At 57.8% G+C, this 17068-nt stretch carries 19 protein-coding genes; 17 read left to right on the plus strand and 2 right to left on the minus strand.

The annotated features are described in order from the left end of the window. The first annotated feature begins 52 nt into the window (after positions 1 to 52). The 12 genes from cheY to QPL95_RS01160 all read left to right on the plus strand — a co-directional run bounded on the left by cheY (position 53) and on the right by QPL95_RS01160 (position 12323). Entirely contained in the window at positions 53 to 436 is a 384-nt protein-coding gene (cheY, locus tag QPL95_RS01105) for a chemotaxis response regulator CheY (RefSeq protein WP_011785448.1), read from the plus strand. 20 nt (positions 437 to 456) lie between these two features. Further along, entirely contained in the window at positions 457 to 1242 is a 786-nt protein-coding gene (locus QPL95_RS01110) for a protein phosphatase CheZ (RefSeq protein WP_303289175.1), read from the plus strand. A gap of 19 nt (positions 1243 to 1261) precedes the next feature. Continuing rightward, on the plus strand, positions 1262 to 3370 hold the full coding sequence (locus QPL95_RS01115; protein WP_303289176.1) for a chemotaxis protein CheA: 2109 nt from the start codon (positions 1262 to 1264) through the stop codon (positions 3368 to 3370). A gap of 34 nt (positions 3371 to 3404) precedes the next feature. Further along, positions 3405 to 4553: a chemotaxis response regulator protein-glutamate methylesterase gene (locus tag QPL95_RS01120; RefSeq protein ID WP_303289177.1), complete on the plus strand. Its 1149-nt coding sequence runs from the start codon at positions 3405 to 3407 to the stop codon at positions 4551 to 4553. Beyond that, the gene (locus tag QPL95_RS01125) at positions 4553 to 5293 is read left to right on the plus strand and encodes a flagellar motor protein (RefSeq protein ID WP_303289178.1); all 741 of its coding nucleotides are present in this window, start codon (positions 4553 to 4555) and stop codon (positions 5291 to 5293) included. The genes QPL95_RS01120 and QPL95_RS01125 overlap by 1 nt, the downstream gene beginning before the upstream one ends. A gap of 25 nt (positions 5294 to 5318) precedes the next feature. After that, complete coding sequence (motD, locus tag QPL95_RS01130; protein ID WP_303289179.1) at positions 5319 to 6101, plus strand: flagellar motor protein MotD; 783 nt, start codon at positions 5319 to 5321, stop codon at positions 6099 to 6101. A 207-nt stretch (positions 6102 to 6308) separates the two neighbouring features. Further along, the gene (locus QPL95_RS01135; protein WP_303289180.1) at positions 6309 to 7106 is read left to right on the plus strand and encodes a ParA family protein; all 798 of its coding nucleotides are present in this window, start codon (positions 6309 to 6311) and stop codon (positions 7104 to 7106) included. Beyond that, on the plus strand, positions 7099 to 7839 hold the full coding sequence (locus QPL95_RS01140; RefSeq protein ID WP_303289181.1) for a chemotaxis protein CheW: 741 nt from the start codon (positions 7099 to 7101) through the stop codon (positions 7837 to 7839). Before QPL95_RS01135 ends, QPL95_RS01140 begins: the two co-directional genes overlap by 8 nt. 129 nt (positions 7840 to 7968) lie before the next feature. Further along, positions 7969 to 8457: a chemotaxis protein CheW gene (locus tag QPL95_RS01145; protein WP_303289182.1), complete on the plus strand. Its 489-nt coding sequence runs from the start codon at positions 7969 to 7971 to the stop codon at positions 8455 to 8457. A gap of 65 nt (positions 8458 to 8522) precedes the next feature. Next, a complete protein-coding gene (locus QPL95_RS01150; RefSeq protein WP_303289183.1) occupies positions 8523 to 8915 on the plus strand; it encodes a DUF2802 domain-containing protein in 393 nt (130 codons plus the stop codon). A 28-nt stretch (positions 8916 to 8943) separates the two neighbouring features. Continuing rightward, complete coding sequence (locus QPL95_RS01155) at positions 8944 to 11223, plus strand: ATPase, T2SS/T4P/T4SS family (protein ID WP_303289184.1); 2280 nt, start codon at positions 8944 to 8946, stop codon at positions 11221 to 11223. Next, positions 11220 to 12323 (plus strand): AAA family ATPase, encoded by a 1104-nt coding sequence (locus QPL95_RS01160; RefSeq protein WP_303289185.1) that lies wholly within the window; start codon positions 11220 to 11222, stop codon positions 12321 to 12323. The genes QPL95_RS01155 and QPL95_RS01160 overlap by 4 nt, the downstream gene beginning before the upstream one ends. Here QPL95_RS01160 and QPL95_RS01165 read toward each other — a convergent pair. Next, the gene (locus QPL95_RS01165) at positions 12309 to 12641 is read right to left on the minus strand and encodes an EscU/YscU/HrcU family type III secretion system export apparatus switch protein (protein ID WP_303289186.1); all 333 of its coding nucleotides are present in this window, start codon (positions 12639 to 12641) and stop codon (positions 12309 to 12311) included. The genes QPL95_RS01160 and QPL95_RS01165 overlap by 15 nt on opposite strands. After that, positions 12638 to 13996 (minus strand): flagellar hook-length control protein FliK, encoded by a 1359-nt coding sequence (locus QPL95_RS01170; protein WP_303289187.1) that lies wholly within the window; start codon positions 13994 to 13996, stop codon positions 12638 to 12640. The genes QPL95_RS01165 and QPL95_RS01170 overlap by 4 nt, the downstream gene beginning before the upstream one ends. A 159-nt stretch (positions 13997 to 14155) precedes the next feature. On the opposite strand from QPL95_RS01170, the gene ccmA reads away from it, so the two are divergent. From ccmA to ccmE, 5 genes are read left to right on the plus strand one after another with little or no spacing between them, the layout of a single operon-like run. Next, on the plus strand, positions 14156 to 14794 hold the full coding sequence (gene ccmA / locus QPL95_RS01175; RefSeq protein WP_303289188.1) for a cytochrome c biogenesis heme-transporting ATPase CcmA: 639 nt from the start codon (positions 14156 to 14158) through the stop codon (positions 14792 to 14794). Next, the gene (ccmB, locus tag QPL95_RS01180; RefSeq protein ID WP_303289189.1) at positions 14784 to 15509 is read left to right on the plus strand and encodes a heme exporter protein CcmB; all 726 of its coding nucleotides are present in this window, start codon (positions 14784 to 14786) and stop codon (positions 15507 to 15509) included. Before ccmA ends, ccmB begins: the two co-directional genes overlap by 11 nt. A gap of 54 nt (positions 15510 to 15563) precedes the next feature. Then, positions 15564 to 16307, plus strand: a complete 744-nt coding sequence (locus QPL95_RS01185) for a heme ABC transporter permease (RefSeq protein ID WP_303289190.1) — start codon at positions 15564 to 15566, stop codon at positions 16305 to 16307. Between the two features lie 3 nt (positions 16308 to 16310). After that, positions 16311 to 16544, plus strand: a complete 234-nt coding sequence (gene ccmD / locus QPL95_RS01190) for a heme exporter protein CcmD (protein WP_303289191.1) — start codon at positions 16311 to 16313, stop codon at positions 16542 to 16544. A 14-nt stretch (positions 16545 to 16558) separates the two neighbouring features. Next, positions 16559 to 17038 (plus strand): cytochrome c maturation protein CcmE, encoded by a 480-nt coding sequence (ccmE, locus tag QPL95_RS01195; RefSeq protein ID WP_303289192.1) that lies wholly within the window; start codon positions 16559 to 16561, stop codon positions 17036 to 17038. Positions 17039 to 17068: the final 30 nt, after the last annotated feature.

The raw sequence follows: 17068 nt of genomic DNA on the forward strand, positions 1-17068 counted from the left end.
TAGACTTCGGGAAGACTGAATTAAATCCGGGTGTTACTGACTGGAGGTCCCATTGGACAAGAACATGAAAATACTCATTGTGGATGATTTTTCCACAATGCGACGAATCATCAAGAACCTGCTACGGGATCTGGGTTTCACCAATACGGATGAGGCCGACGACGGCAACACGGCCTTGCCGATGCTGAGAAGCGGCAAGTACGACTTCCTGGTGACGGACTGGAACATGCCTGGTATGTCAGGGTTTGATTTGCTCAAAGCCGTCCGGGCTGATGAAAACCTGAAGAACCTGCCGGTTCTGATGGTCACAGCAGAGGCAAAACGGGATCAGATTGTGGCGGCAGCACAGGCTGGCGTAAATGGCTATGTGGTCAAGCCCTTTACCGCTGCAGTTCTCAAGGAAAAAATTGAGAAAATCTTTGAACGTATCCAGTAACCAGAGGTCGGATGGCTCACATGAGTGACAGCAAACAGACCCGCCACGGCCTCGATCCTGAGGTGACGGAAAAGCTGCAGCAGCAGACTTCGGAGTTGGTAGACAGCGTTAATAGCGGAGATTTCGCCCGGGCGATGACCGTGATCAATGAACTCAGCGAAGTTCGTGATCAGAGTCTGTACCGGGAGGTCGGCAGGCTTACCCGGAGCCTTCACGAGGCTATCCGCAACTTCCAGATCGATCCCCGAAATGCGGAGCAGCAAGAAGCACTCTCCAAGATGTCGGATGCATCCGATCGTCTGGCTTATGTGGTTCAGATGACCGGCCAGGCCGCCAACCGGACTATGGACCTGGTCGAGGAAAGCATGCCGGTTGCGCACGCCATGCGCGATGAGGCGCAGGCCCTGAGCGTTGAGTGGAAGAAGCTACGGCGGCGGGAAATGGAGCCTGCGGAATTTCGCGAACTTTACGGCCGTATAGACACGTTTTTCGGTACCCTTAGCGAAGAATCGGACAGCTTGTACAACAACTTGTCGGAGATCCTTCTCGCTCAGGACTTCCAGGACCTGACCGGACAGGTTATCCAGAAAGTTACCGCCCTGGTCAAAGAAGTCGAAGAGAACCTTCTCGGGCTGGTGGTGATGGCAAGCCATGTGGATCAACTGACGGGCACCGTACATCAGATTGAAGAAAGGGAAGAATCGGCCGAAAAGGGAGTAGGGCCTCAGATCAAGGCAAATGAGCGGGAAGATGTAGTATCGGGGCAGGACGGCGTTGACGATCTTTTGTCCAGTCTCGGTTTCTGAATAATAAAGAGGGTTACCCATGGCCTTTGATGCCGATGAAGAGATCCTGCAGGACTTCCTGATAGAAGCCGGCGAGATTCTTGAAAAGCTGTCGGAGCAGCTGGTTGATCTGGAGCAGCATCCGGATGACAGCGACCTGCTTAACGCCATATTCCGTGGCTTCCATACGGTGAAAGGTGGAGCCGGTTTCCTGCAGCTGGAAGCCCTCGTCAATTGCTGCCACTCGGCGGAAAACGTCTTTGATATCTTGCGCAACCACAAGCGCAAGGTGACCTCAGAGCTGATGGACGTTGTGCTACAGGCACTCGACAACGTTAACTCCATGTTTGAGGAAGTCCGCAACGGTGAGGAGCTGACTCCAGCGCCGGATGAGCTGATTGCGGCCCTGAACGAGCTTGCCCGGCCCGAATCCGAAACCCCACAAGCGCCTCCTCAGCCCGTTGTACCGGAACAGCCGGAGCCGACAGCTGCTCAGGGTGATGGCGGTGACATCACAGACGAAGAATTCGAGAAATTGCTGGATGCACTGGCCGATGAAAAATCCTCGGCAGCCCCGGCTGAAGGTACCAGCTCCGAGCCTGCGTCAGCTGATGATGCCCCGGCGAGCTCAGGCAGTGATGACATCACCGACGACGAGTTTGAAGCGCTGCTGGATCAACTGCACGGCAAGGGTAAGTTCACCGGCCCGGCTGAGTCCGAAACGACCGAAAGCGCTGAAGGCCAGGGCACCGAATCGGCGGCCGGTAACAGCCCGGATCTGATTACCGACGATGAGTTTGAAAGCTTGCTGGATGAGCTGCATGGGAAGGGCGGCAGCCCGGGCGTAAGCGCTGACCAGCCCGCGGCCAGCTCATCCTCTGCCCCGGAACCTGAAAAGCCGGTAGCAAAGGCAGCGTCGATGCCGGAACCCAAACCGGCTGAAAAACCGGCGGCTCCGGCATCACCGGCCCGGGAACCGGCGCCTGCCGGAGAGACAACGGTCCGGGTTGATACCAAGCGCCTGGATGACATCATGAACATGGTGGGCGAGCTGGTACTGGTGAGAAACCGGCTTCAGCGCCTGGGCTCCGAAAGCGAAGACGAGCACATGCACAAGGCCGTCTCCAACCTGGATGTGGTGACCACAGATCTCCAGGCGGCGGTCATGCAAACCCGAATGCAACCTATCAAAAAGGTGTTTGGTCGTTTCCCGAGGGTAGTGCGTGACCTGGCCCGCAACCTCAAAAAAGAAGTAAACCTCGTGATGCATGGCGAGGACACCGATCTCGACAAGAACCTGGTGGAAGCACTTTCCGATCCGCTCGTTCACCTGGTTCGAAACTCCGTCGACCACGGTATTGAAGGGCCCGACGTGCGTGAAAAGGGCGGAAAGCCCCGAGCCGGAACGGTGACCTTGTCGGCAGAGCAGGAAGGGGACCATATTCTGCTCTCCATCACCGACGACGGTGCCGGGATGGACCCGAACGTACTCCGCCGTAAAGCCGTTGAAAAGGGCCTGTACGAGCAGGATGCCGCAGACCGGCTGACCGACAACGAATGCTTTAACCTGATTTTCGCGGCTGGCTTCTCGACCAAAGAGCAGATCTCGGATGTGTCTGGTCGAGGTGTCGGTATGGACGTGGTGAAAACCCGGATCGGCCAGCTCAACGGGCAGATCAACATTGTGTCCGAACAGGGTAAAGGTACCAGCATCATCATCAAGGTACCGCTCACCCTGGCGATCATGCCAACCTTGATGATCATGCTGGGCGACCAGTCATTTGCACTGCCGCTGGTCAACGTGGTGGAAATTTTCCACCTCGACCTCACAAAAACCAATATTGTGGACGGCCGGGAGTGTATTGTGGTGCGCGACAAGGTGTTTCCGCTGTTCCACATCAAGCGCTGGCTGGTTCACGGTGCGGCGGGCCAGGAAGAGCCTGACAATGCCCATGTGGTGATTGTTGCCATGGGCACCAAGCAGGTCGGATTTGTGGTGGATCAGCTGGTTGGCCAGGAAGAGGTCGTTATTAAACCTTTGGGCCGAGCATTGCAGGGTACGCCCGGCATGGCCGGTGCAACCATTACCGGTGACGGCCGGATTGCGTTGATTATTGACGTTCCCAGCCTGCTTCAGCATTACGGATAACACCGGCATAGCCGGGACTGTTTAGGAGAACTTGATGACAGTTTCTGTCCTGGTCGTGGATGATTCAGGCTTCTTTCGGAAAAGACTGACGGAAATCCTGACGGCCTCTGGTCAGATTAAAGTGGTCGGAGCCGCAACCAACGGTCGGGAAGGCGTAGAACTGGCGGAGAAATTACGGCCGGATGTGATCACCATGGACTACGAAATGCCGGTTATGGATGGCATTTCGGCGCTCCGGGAGATTATGAAAAAGCACCCGACTCCGGTGCTCATGTTCTCGTCGCTCACCTACGAAGGTGCCCGGGTAACGCTCGATGCACTGGAAGCCGGTGCGGTCGATTTCCTCCCGAAAAATTTTGAAGAGATTGCCAGGGACACCAGCCAGCTTCAGAAAATTCTGATCGAGCGCATCCTGGACGTGGCAAAAAGCCGGCCGGGTGGGAGAACCCCGACACCGGCACCGCGACCGGCATCGCCCGCGCCAGAGCCTCGCAGAGAGACTCCGGAACGTCCGGCCCGGCCAGTAGCCCGGCCTTCTGTTGGCGGCGACACACGCCATGAGCCTGCGCCTTCCGAACCGCCGCGCCGGCACGGGCGCAAAACCCCGACTCGTCATTACAGTGTGGTGGGTATCGGTACCTCAACCGGTGGCCCGGTTGCACTGCAGAAAGTTCTGGTCGCTTTACCGGCGTCCTTCCCGGCGCCGATCGTGTTGGTTCAGCACATGCCTGCAAGCTTCACTCCGGCCTTTGCCGAACGCTTGAACAAACTTTGCAAGATCGAAGTCCGTCAGGCGGAGGATGGTGATGTACTGAAGCCGGGCCTCGCCTTGCTGGCCCCGGGTGGTAAGCAAATGATGATCGAAAGCCGGGGTGGGCAGGCAAGAGCCAGAATTCTGCCCGGCGACGAGCGCCTGAACTACAAGCCCTGTGTGGATGTAACCTTTGGCTCGTTGGCACGGAGCTTTCCTGGCAAAACGCTGGGTGTGATCCTGACCGGCATGGGTGCTGATGGCAAAGAGGGCTGCCGCATGATGAAGCAGAGTGGCTCGGTGGTCTGGTCTCAGGACGAAAGAACCTCGGTGATCTATGGCATGCCCATGGCGGTGGCCAAAGCGGGCTTGTCTGATGAGATTCTGCCGCTTGATGAAGTTGGCCCGCGGCTGGTTGAAGGCGTTAGCTGATGGATATTCTGAGCCTGTTGGGCATTATTCTCGCGTTTGTTGCCATCCTGGGCGGCAATCTGCTTGAAGGTGGGGCGATCAGCTCACTGTTCAACGGCCCTGCAGCGCTTATTGTTATTGGCGGTACTCTGGCGGCGACCATTCTTCAGACCTCCTGGCCAATGCTCAAGAGGGCGTTCAGTCAGGGGCGCTGGGTTTTTATTCCGCCCTACATCTCCCTTGAAGACGGTATCGGCAAGGTCATTGACTGGAGCGTTAAAGCCCGTAAGCAAGGCCTGTTGGGGTTGGAGGGGCTGGCGGAGCGGGAGCCGGAAAAGTTTGCCCGGAAGGGGCTGCAATTGCTGGTCGACGGCGCAGAGCCGGAAACCATTCGTAGCACCTTGGAAGTGGATCTGGAATGCCGGGAGCAGCGGGATATCGAATCGGCCAGAGTCTACGAGGCCATGGGTGGCTACTCGCCCACCATTGGTATCATTGGCGCGGTGATGGGGCTGATCCAGGTCATGACCAATCTTGAAGACCCGCAATCTCTGGGCAGCGGCATTGCAACGGCGTTCGTGGCAACCATTTACGGCGTTGCGCTGGCGAACCTGCTGTTCTTCCCGGTGGCCAGCAAGCTGCGCGGCATCGTCAAAGAGCGCACGCGATACGAAGACATGATGATTGACGGCATTATTGCCATTGCTGAAGGCGAGAACCCCAAATCCATCGAGTTGCGGCTGCGGGGCTTCCTGCAGTAAGCAATCACCAGGAGCCGGGTCGCCCATGCGTCGTCGAAAGCCCCCACAGGATGATCTTCACAACAAAGAGCGCTGGCTGATCTCCTATGCAGACTTCATTACCTTGTTGTTTGCTTTTTTTGTGGTGATGTATTCGGTCTCCTCAGTGAACGAAGGCAAGTATAAAGTTCTCTCGGAAACCTTCTCCGGTGTCTTCAATGCACCTCAGCGCTCTCTGCAGCCAGTGACGGTGGGTGACCCGTTGTTGAGTGCGCCGGAGCAAAGCCGCGAAGAGGTTATCCCACCTGCGGTTACGGAGGCGCCGGGAAATCCCGATGTCAGCGAACAGAACAGGGCGGAAGCGTTGCGGGCCATGGCTGACCAGCTCGCCATGGAGTTTGATGACCTGATCAATCAGGGGGTGGTCAGTCTTGAGCGCAATGATGAGTGGATTGAACTGAACCTGCCGAACAGCATGTTGTTCAGCAGTGGTGATGCCGAGCCCCATTACGACTCCTTCAAAGTCATCGAGAAAATAGCGAACGTGCTGCGTGATCGGGACAACGCCATAAAAGTGGAAGGGTTTACCGATAACCAACCCATCCGCACCAACCGGTTCCCTTCAAACTGGGAGCTCTCCACGGCCCGGGCAGCGGCGGTTGCACGTATGCTGATGATGGAAGGTGTCGAGCCGGAGAGGCTGGCAGCGGTTGGCTACGGTCAGTACCAGCCTCTGGCACGGAACGACACCGAAGAGGGCCGGCGCCGCAACCGGCGGGTTGTGCTGTTGATCTCGCGAGACGCCAGTATTCGCGGTGCTGTGCGCTAACCTTTCCGGTTGTGCCGGTGGGTTCTGGTGGCACATGCGTATGGCTGACCTGGCACGCTTCCTGTATTAACTCTTTCTCATAATCCGGATCGGCAACGGTTTGCCGCTTATGGGGTGGCTTTGTTTTCAAGTTGCCGGAACCTTTGCCGATAACATCATCAGCGTGCAGTGTTTTCGCTGCGCTGGCCTGTAACTGGAGTATCAAGCGTGCGTATCTGGGCAGTAGCCAATCAAAAAGGCGGTGTGGGCAAAACAACCTCGGTGGTTGCTTTGGGCGGCCTGCTTGCTCAGCGCGGCAAGCGGGTGCTTGTGGTTGACCTGGACCCTCATGGCTCTCTTACCTCCTGGTTCGGATATGACCCCGATACCATTGCCCACAGTGTGTTTGACCTGTTTCAAAACCAGGGCAAGGTGCCGGAGGGCCTCCCCGCCCAGCTCATTACCGACACCAGCTGCCCGGGGCTTTCTTTGCTGCCGGCCAGCACAGCGCTGGCTACCCTTGAGCGCAGAATGGTGGGGGTTGAGGGTATGGGGCTGATCATGTCCCGGGCCCTGGCCCAACTTTGGGATGATTTTGACTATGTGATTCTCGACAACACGCCTTCGCTGGGCGTGTTGATGGTCAATGCGCTGGCGGCCGCCCAGCACTTGGTAATTCCGGTACAAACGGAATTTTTGGCGATCAAAGGTCTCGAACGCATGTTGCACACGCTGCAAATGATTATGCGGTCCCAGAAAAACGAGCTGCCTTATACCATTGTGCCAACCCTGTATGATCGGCGTACCCAGGCTTCGGTAAAGAGCCTCAACCTGTTGCGTAAAACGTATGTGGATACGCTCTGGCGATTCGCGGTGCCGGTGGACACAAAGTTCCGTGATGCCAGCCAGAGTGGGGTAGTGCCCTCGGTACTGGACCCGTCTACTCACGGGGTGAGGGCCTACAATCATTTGTTGGACGATCTTCTGGCCCGGACCGGTGCGGTGAAGGAGCGTCAGCATGGCTGACAAAAAATTGGCGAATCTGGCTGCGCCGGAAGCCGCCATTGCCAGCTACCTTGATGAATTGCTTCACACGGCAACCAGCACTGCGGAACAGGAAGACGTCGTTGAAGTTCGGGCAGAACCGGTTCAGCCTGCACCTGCACCTGCACCTGCACCTGCACCTGCACCTGCACCGGTTGCTGCGGTTGTCCGTGAGGAGGTTGTTGCAGCCACGCCCGCGCCGGTTGTCGAAAAACCGGCACCGCCGGCTTCCGATGAACCGCCAACCAGGCCGGATTGGTCAGGACAGCCTTTCGAGTGCCTGATCTTTACGGTGGCCGGGTTGCAATTAGCGGTGCCATTGGTACTTCTGGGTGCTATACACCGTATTGAAGAGGAAATCCGGCCCATTCCCGGGAGTCCCCGTTGGTACATGGGCATCCGGCCGGGGAGTGACCACAACTTGCGAGTGGTCGATACGGCGGAGTGGATCATGGCCGGCCGTGTGCCGCCAAACGCTCGGGAAAATTACCGGTTTGTGATCCGCCTGGACGACAGTGACTGGGGGCTGGCGTGCGATAATGTTGCGCAGTCGTTTACGCTGGACCCGGAACAGGTGCGTTGGCGCACCGCCAGAAGCCAGCGGCCCTGGCTGGCGGGTACCGTTATTGACCACATGTGTGCGCTGATTGATGTGCGCACCATGGCAAATCTTTTGGTGCGTGCAGAGCGTGAGCACCATCTGGACTTGAGCTGAACAGAACAGTTACCGAATGAAACCGTGTGATGCTGGCACGGTTTGTGCCCTTAACTATAGTATTGGGCACTGATGATGATTTTTTGACGATCAGGTTGCCCGCCGGGCAGCCGAGAAGGAGAAAGCGTTATGGCATCCCCGAGCGGACAGCAAAATCAGGCCCAGGACGATCAGGTACTGCAGTACGTGACCTTCCGGCTGGATGATGAGACTTACGGCATAAACGTCATGCAGATTCAGGAAGTGCTGCGGTACACCGAGATTGCGCCGGTGCCGGGAGCCCCGGATTACGTTCTGGGTATCATCAACCTGCGGGGCAATGTGGTTACGGTGATCGACACTCGCAGGCGCTTCGGATTGGCGGATGCGGAAGTCACCGATGCAACGCGCATCGTGGTCATGGAATCTGCCAGCCAGGTTATGGGTGTTCTGGTGGACTCGGTTGCCGAGGTGGTTTACCTGAAGTCCAGTGAAATTGAAACCGCGCCCAACGTGGGGAACGAGGAAAGTGCCAAGTTCATCCAGGGTGTGTGCAACAAGAATGGCGAGCTGATTATTCTCGTCGAGTTCGACAAAATGCTGTCAGACCACGAATGGGCTGAAATCGCAGCGCTGTAACCGGGTAACCTCTCAGCGCTATTGATGGACGTCTGCCGTGGCCACAAACAACGGAGACGTCCACTATGAGCTTTACCATTCCTTCCTGGCTTCCCTGGTGCCTGACCGCTGCGGCTATCGCCCTGGTACTCGTGCAGGGCGTTATCCATGGTCGTCGTATCCGGGCCTTGCAAGCCTCTGTAAAAAACCGGTGTGATACCCTCGGCCGAGAACTGCACGCCACAACCAGCGGCAGCATGGGGGTTGGCCAACGCCTGGTTGCCTGCGAACGCCAGTTGCATGAGCTGCGTAACTCGCTGGACGAAATGCGCCAGAACGACCCCCTCAGAATTTCTTATGACGAAGCCGCACGGCTGGTTGATCTTGGCGCTGATATCGACGATCTTATGAATACGTGCGGAATTTCCCGCCCCGAGGCCGAACTGGTGTCAGCGTTAAAGAAACGTCAGGCGGCCTGAGGTCCGATGTCGCTACGGATGCTGCTGAATGAAAAAACTGTATCCGAGGGCCGTTGACGCCCTCCGTTCCGTCTCCCGTCCGGATTTTGTGGCGGGAGCTGATATTGTTCCCTCGATTACCGGCCACTCGATTCCCCGCGAAGAAACCGTACACCACCTGCTCAGCCTGCTGCCGGAGATTGAACCGGATCATCTGGTTATGCATGTTGGTGGCGGTTCCGGTTACCTGACGGCCGTTCTCGCCGAGCTGGCCCACCGGGTAATCTATGTCGATCGCAACCCGGTGTTGGCCGACAAGGCCCGCGAGCGATTTTTCCGCTACGGCATGCACAACATCGATATTATTGAAGCGTCGGTAGACAGTGGCGTTAATCACGACGAACTCTGTGACCTGATACTCTGCACCACCTTCATTTCGGACCCGCAGGTTTTGCTGCAGAGCCTGCGGGAGGGTGGCAGTCTTGTCTGCCTCGAAGGGCGCGCGGGCCCGGTCCCCAGCCTTGCCATGTTTCAGCGCACTGGGGCTCGGCTAGAGCGGGTTAGAACCCTGGGTTGGGTAGACTTCAACCGCAATGCCGAACAGATCCTGATCGATTTGGGGGTGGTGACTGAGGCGGCGCTCGCTCAGGCACGGGCCGAGGCCGCGACCAAAAATGAGCGGGTGCTGGATGTTCTGCGCCGCAAGCTGAACCTTGAAGAAATCGATTTGTACCGCTCGCTTGCCCAGCAACGGGGCATGGTGTTCACCGATGCCGATGAAGTGTTGAGCAGCCTTCAATCCGAATTGTTCCGCCGGTTCTCAAGAACCTTTCTCGATTTGTCCCGGATGATTCCGGTGGCCGAGAGCGATGGCATGCTGACTGTCGTCACTGACGACCCGGATGCCCACACTGATCAACTCGAGAGACTTACGCCCCACCAGCAGATCACCTGCCTTCTGGTCACCCCGACCGATTTTCGTCGGGTCTGGTCAGCGCTTGACCTTACGGTTAAAGGCAGTCGCTTTGTCGCAGAGCACGGCACAACGGTTCAGGAAAAGGACGAAGGTGCCAGCAAGCGGGATCTATTGGGTGAGGAACACGGTGGCAAAAGTATCAGCCCATATCTGGTGTCTGTGTATGAAGCCATTCTGCTCGATGCCGTCAGCGAAAAAGCCAGCGACATTCATGTGGAGCAATATGAAAACCGGGTTCGCATCCGCCTGCGGGTAGACGGTGATTTGCATGACCTGCCGCAATACCAGCTTTCGGCCCGGGAAATCCGGGGCGTTATCAACGTCATCAAATTGCGCGCGGAGCTGAACATTGCCGAGCACCGATTGCCGCAAGGTGGCCGTTCGCGACTGCAGTTAGGCGAAACCAGCTACGATCTGCGGATTCAGACACAGCCCTCTCTGCACGGCGAAAACGCCATCATCCGCTTGTTGCCCCAGACGGGCCGGGCCATGACGATTGCCGAGCTGGGTATGTCACCGACCATTGGCAGCCGGTACACGAGACTGCTGGATAACCCGGCCGGGCTGGTGCTGGTGGTCGGGCCAACGGGCTCGGGTAAGTCCACAACGTTGTATGCCGGACTGCAGACCCTGGCAGATGATGGCCGCCGAAAGGTGATCACGGTTGAAGACCCGATCGAGTATTCTATCGATAACATCCAACAAACCCGGGTGCGGTCGGAGATCGGCTTCAGCTTTGCTGACGCCATGCGGTCGTTTGTCCGGGAGGATCCGGATGTCATTCTGGTGGGTGAGATCCGGGATCAGGAAACCGCTCTGGAAGCGATTCGGGCCTCGCAAACCGGCCACGTCGTGCTGTCGACGCTGCACTGTAACGACGCCGTGGACTCACTCCAGCGCCTTTACGATCTGGGCATTCATCCCAATTCCATCGCGGGTGAGCTGCTGGCGGTCATCGCGCAGCGCCTCGCCAAGCGCATATGCAAACACTGTGTGAAGCCCGCAAAGCCAGATCCAGCCATTCTGGCGGAAGTTTTCCCCCAGGGCGCACCGACGGATTTCCGGTGCTTTGAGGGAGAGGGCTGCGATAAGTGCAATGGCCGAGGTACTCACGGCCGGGTGGCCATCGTTGAATACATGGAGGTCGACGCCGATATCCGCAACGCCATTTCCAGCCAGCCACCGATTGGCGAGCTGCGCTGGCGAGCACTGGATGCCGGCCTGGTGACCATGAGAGACAGTGCGCTGGATCATGTGATTGAAGGGATTATCCCGATGTCGGAACTGCCGAGAATTCTCCCCAGGGAGCGTATGGCTCCGGAAGTACGCGGCGGCCGGAGGAGTAACGGATGAAAAATACCAGACAGGCGAAAAAGGCCGCGCAGCGTGAGCCGGCGGAGGTTACCTACCGCCATGAGCTGGACAAGCTGATGTCGACGGATCCCGGCCCGATCCCACCGGGTTGGAAGTTATCGCCCAGGGGCGTTGAAAAATTTCTGCTGGGTGATGAAAAGCTTGGTATTGAACGCAAGTTTGTAGCCGACCGGGCGATGGTCGTACGCATTATCATTTCATTGTGTACCAGTCGCGGCTGCCTGTTGGTCGGTGAGCCGGGAACGGCCAAATCCTGGTTGTCAGAGTTGCTGGCGGCGGCCATTTCCGGGGACTCCACATTGGCTCTGCAGGGGGGCGCGATCAGTCAGGTGAGTCAGCTTTTATACAGCTGGAACGAGTCCATTCTGCGTAACGAGGGGCCGACCAGAAACGCCCTGGTGGCGTCGCCTTTACTTCGCGGCATGATGGAAGGGCGGTTGGTCCGGTTTGAGGAAATCGCCCGATGCCCGCAATCGTTGCAGGACGCCATCCTCTCCGTATTATCTGACCGGGTTGTGGTGGTACCGGAACTGCCCGGCGAAGACGGTGTGATTCTGGCCCGGGAAGGTTTTAACCTCGTGGCCACGTCCAACAGTGTGGACGAAGGCGTGCACAAAATGAGCGCGGCCCTCAAGCGCAGGATGGATTTTGAAGAGATTCGGCCGATCCGGAGTCTGACGGATGAGATGGACGTGGTGATGCAAGAAGTTCGCAAAGCCAACCTCCGGGCCGGCATTGACGTGGCCCTGGATCAATCGGTTGTGGAAATTCTGGTCACCCTGTTCCACGAACTCCGCAATGGCCAGACTCTGGACGGCCGGAGCACCGATCGTCTTGCGGGCGCCGCGTTGTCAACGGCCGAGGCTGTATCGGTCGCCCATGCCGCGAGTTTGAATGCCTGGTATTATGGCGGTGGCGCGATGACGGTGGAGCACATGATTCACCATATCATCGGCTCGGCGCTGAAAGACCAGCCAGATGACCGCCGGCGCCTCAAGCACTACTTCGAGACGGTAGTGGCACAACGAAAGGGCGACCATTGGCAGCAAGCCTGGGCGCTGCGGTCACTGATCAACTGAGTGGTCGTCACCGCTGGGGCGGGCGTCACCTGGCGTTTTGCCCCGGATGTGAAACGCAAATGCCAGAATCTCGGCAATCACCCGGTACAGTTCTTCGGGAATTTCCTCGTTCAGTGACAGCCTGGCCAGAATGCCGGCCAGTTCGGCGTTCTCATACAGCGGAACATCGTGCTCTCTGGCGATGCGAACGATTTCCTCCGCCAACTCCCAGGTACCCGTGGCTGAAACAATTGGGGCCCGCTCGCCGTCGTATTTCAAGGCAACGGCGGCCGGTGCTTCTGAGCCGGGCCGGTTCTTTGCTGTGTGCTCCTGAGTCATGCTTTGGTATCCACAAGGCGATGTTCCAGCCGGGTCTGGGCTTGCTGCGGGCTTCCCCTCCGGCACTCGAGATCCGCGACATCAAGGCCGATGTCGGTCAGGCTTTGCCTGAGTAACGGCAACTCCTGATGCACCTGGCGCAGGGTGGATTGCTTCTCGGCCCAGATCTGCGCACTGACACTGGGGTGGCGATACGCAACCTCAAAATGCAGCGGGCCGGCCTGGTCCAGGTCCATCGCCAGGCTCAGCCGCCATTCGCTGACCGATGCACGTTCAGGCCGGTTTCTGGTATCCCCGCCTTGAGGGTATTGCTCCATTCGCAATTGCGCCATTCTCGGTTCTTGTTGGGGCGTCAGCCAGGGAATTTCTATCAGCATGGTCGTGGCTGGGGTGCCGGGTTCCGCGCCGGCACGGGCGGTGAGGGTCTGGCTGTGTAGCTGGTTCACGGTAATCCGGTTTAGCATGCCGGCGAGCATGCGCAGGGTCTGGGCAACGCTGGCGGGTTCTGCGCTGCCCTGGGCTGGCGTAGTGCTCAACCGGGGGAATTGCAGTGGCGCGTGCATCAGATCCGGGCTGGCCAGCGGCGTTAAACGGTTGAAGGTTTCCGGAGCTTGTCCCTGGCTGGCCAGTAAAGCGGTAACGATACGGGCCAGTGCCAACTTGAAGTCTGTTGGCGCGGGTTGCCCGGGTGTGGTCTGAAGCAGCCGGGACTCTGCAAACATGCCGCTCTCGGCCAGCCACTGTTTAACCAGAGCCGCGCTGCCATCGGATTTTCCTGCGCCGGGCAACAAACTGCTGGCGGTTGGCAGGCGGCTAGTCAGCCCTTCCAGCGCCTGTCTGGCTGCTGCGGGCAGTGGTTGCACGCTGCTGGACGAAGGAGGCTGGCCAGGCTGGGGTTGGGGTTTCAATCCGGTTGTCAGGCTCGTCAGCAACTGAGCCAGTCCCGCTTGCAGATTTTGTTGCCAGGGTAAGCGCTGTGCCAGTGCCCGGGCAATGCCGGCTTCCTGGTTGGGCGCCAGTTTTCCCAGCAGCTGCAGTTCATTTCCGGCGCGCCTCACTTTGATCAGATCGCCCGCTGTCAGGTCCGGTGGCCGGTTGCCAACGGCCACCGCCAGAGAGCGGCCTTTCAACTCCAGAATCAGCTCGTGACCGCCACCCTTCTGTTGCAGCACTTCGGCCACTCTCGCCAGCGCGGTTTCCCGGTTCGCCAGCTTGATCTGGGTCAGTTGTTGTTGGGCAGACAAGGCAAGGTCTGGCATTGCCGTTTGTCGGGCCGTAGCACTCTGGCCCTGCACCGGCTGCTTGCTGGCCGGGTCTGCCGTTGGAACAGGTGGTTGTCCTGGGTTCAGTTTCATTGGCATTGTTTTGATGTCAGGCAAGAGTAATCCGCGAACGCTTTCGTTATAATACGCCGCGTTGGCAGTGACTGCCCGGATTTCATGTTGGCACCTGCGTGGCCTTCATACATACACCCGATGCCCGCTGTGCATCCATCGCTCTGAAACGGAACCCAGATGCCCGAGCCGTTACTACAGGCCGTCAGTCTTGAGTGTGAGCGCGATTCGCGCCTGCTGTTCCAGAATCTGTCCTTTTCCATACTGCCCGGTACGGTAACCCGTGTCGAGGGTCCGAATGGTTCCGGTAAAACTACCCTGCTGCGAATTCTCGCAGGTTTGAATGATGCCTGGTCCGGAGAGTTGCACTGGTGTGGCAAGCCGCGTGAGCAGAATCGCGAATCCTATCTTCGTAACATGCTTTACCTTGGCCACCGTCCGGGTATCAAGCCGTTGCTTACGCCACTGGAAAACCTGCGTGCACTGATGGCCGGCCGCCGGCCCGTCAGTGACGAAGTGTTGCTGCAAGCGTTAGCGGGTACCGGCCTTTCGGGCTTCGAGCACGTGGCCTGCCGCAATCTGTCTGCAGGTCAGCAACGAAGGGTAGCCTTGGCTCGCTTGCTCATTGCCGATGAGCCACTCTGGCTGCTCGATGAGGTGTTCACCGCCATCGATGCGGCCGGTGTAGAAGCCATTGAGGCGTTGCTGCAGCAGCGTGCTGCCGAGGGTGGCGCCGTGATAGTTACTACCCATCACGATCTGCAGTTGCCAGGCATGAAGTTCATCACGCTGGGGGCGGGAGAAAACGATGAATGCTGATGTGCAACTGTCGTTAAAGGCTGAGGATGCCGCCATTGGTCCGGTTCGGGCGATGATTGCAGTGTTCGCCAGAGATGTGCGGGTGGCCTTCCGGCAACGGCAGGACCTGCTCAATCCACTGTTGTTTTTCACCATGGTGGTAACCCTTTTTCCCCTGGGAGTCAGCCCGGAAGTGGCATTTCTGAAACAGTCAGGAGCCGGTATCCTTTGGGTGGCGGCACTGTTGTCAGTGCTTTTGTCCCTGGATCATCTGTTTCGTCACGATTTTGATGACGGCACGCTGGAACAACTGATGCTTCAACCGCAGCCTTTGTTCCTGCTGGTCCTGGCAAAAACCATGGCGCACTGGATGCTGACCGGGCTGCCGCTGGTGCTGCTGACACCGGTTTTAGGGCTAATGTTGCATCTGGACGGGAACTCCGTCGCAACTTTGTGTCTAACGCTGCTGATCGGTACACCGGTATTGAGCCTGGTAGGCGCCATAGGTGCGGCCCTGACACTGGGCTTGCGTTCAGCGGGGGTGCTCTTGTCACTGCTGATTATTCCGCTGTACATTCCCGTGCTGATTTTCGGTACCGGAACGGTGGCGGCAGCGGCAGAAGGCTCTCCGGTAGCCGGCTATCTGGCATTAATGGGCGCTTTTCTGTTTCTGGCGCTGACATTGGCGCCGTTTGCCGCCGCAGCAGCGTTAAGAATCAGCCTGTCCAACAGCTGACGGTTTTTCAGCAGGGCAACAACGAACAGTTATTAGCAAGACGGTGACCAACTGATGTGGCAATTTTTTCACAAGCTGGGTTCCCCCAAGTGGTTCTATGGAATTGCAACCCGCTTCATGCCCTGGCTGCTGGCCAGTGGCTTGCTCCTGTTAGTGGCGGGAATTGTGTGGGGGCTGGCCTTTGCGCCGAAAGATTATCTGCAGGGTAACAGTTACCGGATCATCTTTATTCACGTACCCGCTGCCTTTCTGGCCCAGTCTATCTACATCATGATGGCCTTCTCTGCCGTGGTCACTCTGGTCTGGCGCATGAAGCTGGCCGATGTGTTCGTGAAGGCCGTTGCGCCAGTCGGTCTGGTGTTCACTTTTTTGTCGCTGTTTACCGGCGCTGTGTGGGGCAAACCTACCTGGGGTACCTGGTGGGTGTGGGATGCCCGTCTCACTTCCATGTTGATCCTGTTGTTCCTGTATGGTGGCGTCATCGCACTGGACCGAGCCATCAACGATGAAAAGTCCGCAGCCCGCGCCGTTGCGGTTCTGGTACTGGTGGGGGTAGTAAATATCCCTATCATCAAATATTCGGTGGACTGGTGGAATACACTGCACCAGCCGGCGACGTTCAAGTTGACTGAAAAGCCCTCCATGGCGGTGGAAATGTGGGTGCCTTTGGTGCTGGCGATTCTTGGTCTCTATTTACTGTTCGGTTGGCTGGCGTGCCTGAGGATGAAAACGGAGATTCTGATACGTGAGCAACGCACCCGGTGGGTAAGAGACCTGGTACTGGCGGGAGGGAAGTAACCCATGGCATTCGACTCTTTTTCAGCCTTTCTTGTCATGGAAGGACACGGCCCCTATGTATGGGTCTGTTATGGCGTGTTCGTGCTTCTGCTGGCCGGGATGATGTTCTGGTCGTTCAGGACCCATCAGGATATCTATCAGATTTGCAAACGCGGCTACGAACAGCAGAGCAAGGTTGGCCAGCCGAAGCCAAAGGCACCGGCTACGTTTACCCGAGTAGAAGTTTCCCAGGATTGACCAGCAGGTAACCCATGCATCCGATTCGCAAAAAACGACTGACTATTGTGCTTTTCCTCGTTGCCGGCCTGGCCATTGCGGTGGGCCTGACAACCTACGCGCTGCGCCAGAACATCAATCTGTTCTACGATCCGACTGAAATTGCGGCCGGCAATGCGCCGGTGGATGTGCGCATCCGTGCGGGTGGTATGGTTGAAGCCGGCAGTGTGGTACGTGACACCGAGACCCTGAAAGTAGAGTTCAAGGTGACGGACTTCTCGGCGTCTGTCCCGGTTGAGTATGTCGGCATCCTCCCAGACCTGTTTGCCGAAGGGCAGGGCGTGGTTGCTATGGGGCGCCTGAACAATGAGGGTGTCTTCGTGGCGGATCAGGTACTGGCCAAGCACGACGAGAACTACATGCCTCCGGAAGTGGCGGACGCTCTGGAGAAGTCTTCAAAAGCACAGAACAAAGCGGCAGACGTAGATAAAGCTGCAGAAACTACGGCCTACTGAGCCCCAATTTATTTCTGACGTAGGAGAGTC

The organism is Marinobacter sp. SS5-14b, from assembly GCF_030541005.1.
Taxonomy (GTDB): domain Bacteria; phylum Pseudomonadota; class Gammaproteobacteria; order Pseudomonadales; family Oleiphilaceae; genus Marinobacter.

Coding starts and splice junctions, on each gene's coding strand:
- QPL95_RS01110 (WP_303289175.1), top strand. CDS start 457: ATGAGTGACAGCAAACAGACCCGCCACGGCCTCGATCCTGAGGTGACG.
- QPL95_RS01115 (WP_303289176.1), top strand. CDS start 1,262: ATGGCCTTTGATGCCGATGAAGAGATCCTGCAGGACTTCCTGATAGAA.
- QPL95_RS01120 (WP_303289177.1), top strand. CDS start 3,405: ATGACAGTTTCTGTCCTGGTCGTGGATGATTCAGGCTTCTTTCGGAAA.
- QPL95_RS01125 (WP_303289178.1), top strand. CDS start 4,553: ATGGATATTCTGAGCCTGTTGGGCATTATTCTCGCGTTTGTTGCCATC.
- motD (WP_303289179.1), top strand. CDS start 5,319: ATGCGTCGTCGAAAGCCCCCACAGGATGATCTTCACAACAAAGAGCGC.
- QPL95_RS01140 (WP_303289181.1), top strand. CDS start 7,099: ATGGCTGACAAAAAATTGGCGAATCTGGCTGCGCCGGAAGCCGCCATT.
- QPL95_RS01145 (WP_303289182.1), top strand. CDS start 7,969: ATGGCATCCCCGAGCGGACAGCAAAATCAGGCCCAGGACGATCAGGTA.
- QPL95_RS01150 (WP_303289183.1), top strand. CDS start 8,523: ATGAGCTTTACCATTCCTTCCTGGCTTCCCTGGTGCCTGACCGCTGCG.
- QPL95_RS01155 (WP_303289184.1), top strand. CDS start 8,944: ATGAAAAAACTGTATCCGAGGGCCGTTGACGCCCTCCGTTCCGTCTCC.
- QPL95_RS01160 (WP_303289185.1), top strand. CDS start 11,220: ATGAAAAATACCAGACAGGCGAAAAAGGCCGCGCAGCGTGAGCCGGCG.
- QPL95_RS01165 (WP_303289186.1), bottom strand. CDS start 12,641: ATGACTCAGGAGCACACAGCAAAGAACCGGCCCGGCTCAGAAGCACCG.
- QPL95_RS01170 (WP_303289187.1), bottom strand. CDS start 13,996: ATGAAACTGAACCCAGGACAACCACCTGTTCCAACGGCAGACCCGGCC.
- ccmA (WP_303289188.1), top strand. CDS start 14,156: ATGCCCGAGCCGTTACTACAGGCCGTCAGTCTTGAGTGTGAGCGCGAT.
- ccmB (WP_303289189.1), top strand. CDS start 14,784: ATGAATGCTGATGTGCAACTGTCGTTAAAGGCTGAGGATGCCGCCATT.
- QPL95_RS01185 (WP_303289190.1), top strand. CDS start 15,564: ATGTGGCAATTTTTTCACAAGCTGGGTTCCCCCAAGTGGTTCTATGGA.
- ccmD (WP_303289191.1), top strand. CDS start 16,311: ATGGCATTCGACTCTTTTTCAGCCTTTCTTGTCATGGAAGGACACGGC.
- ccmE (WP_303289192.1), top strand. CDS start 16,559: ATGCATCCGATTCGCAAAAAACGACTGACTATTGTGCTTTTCCTCGTT.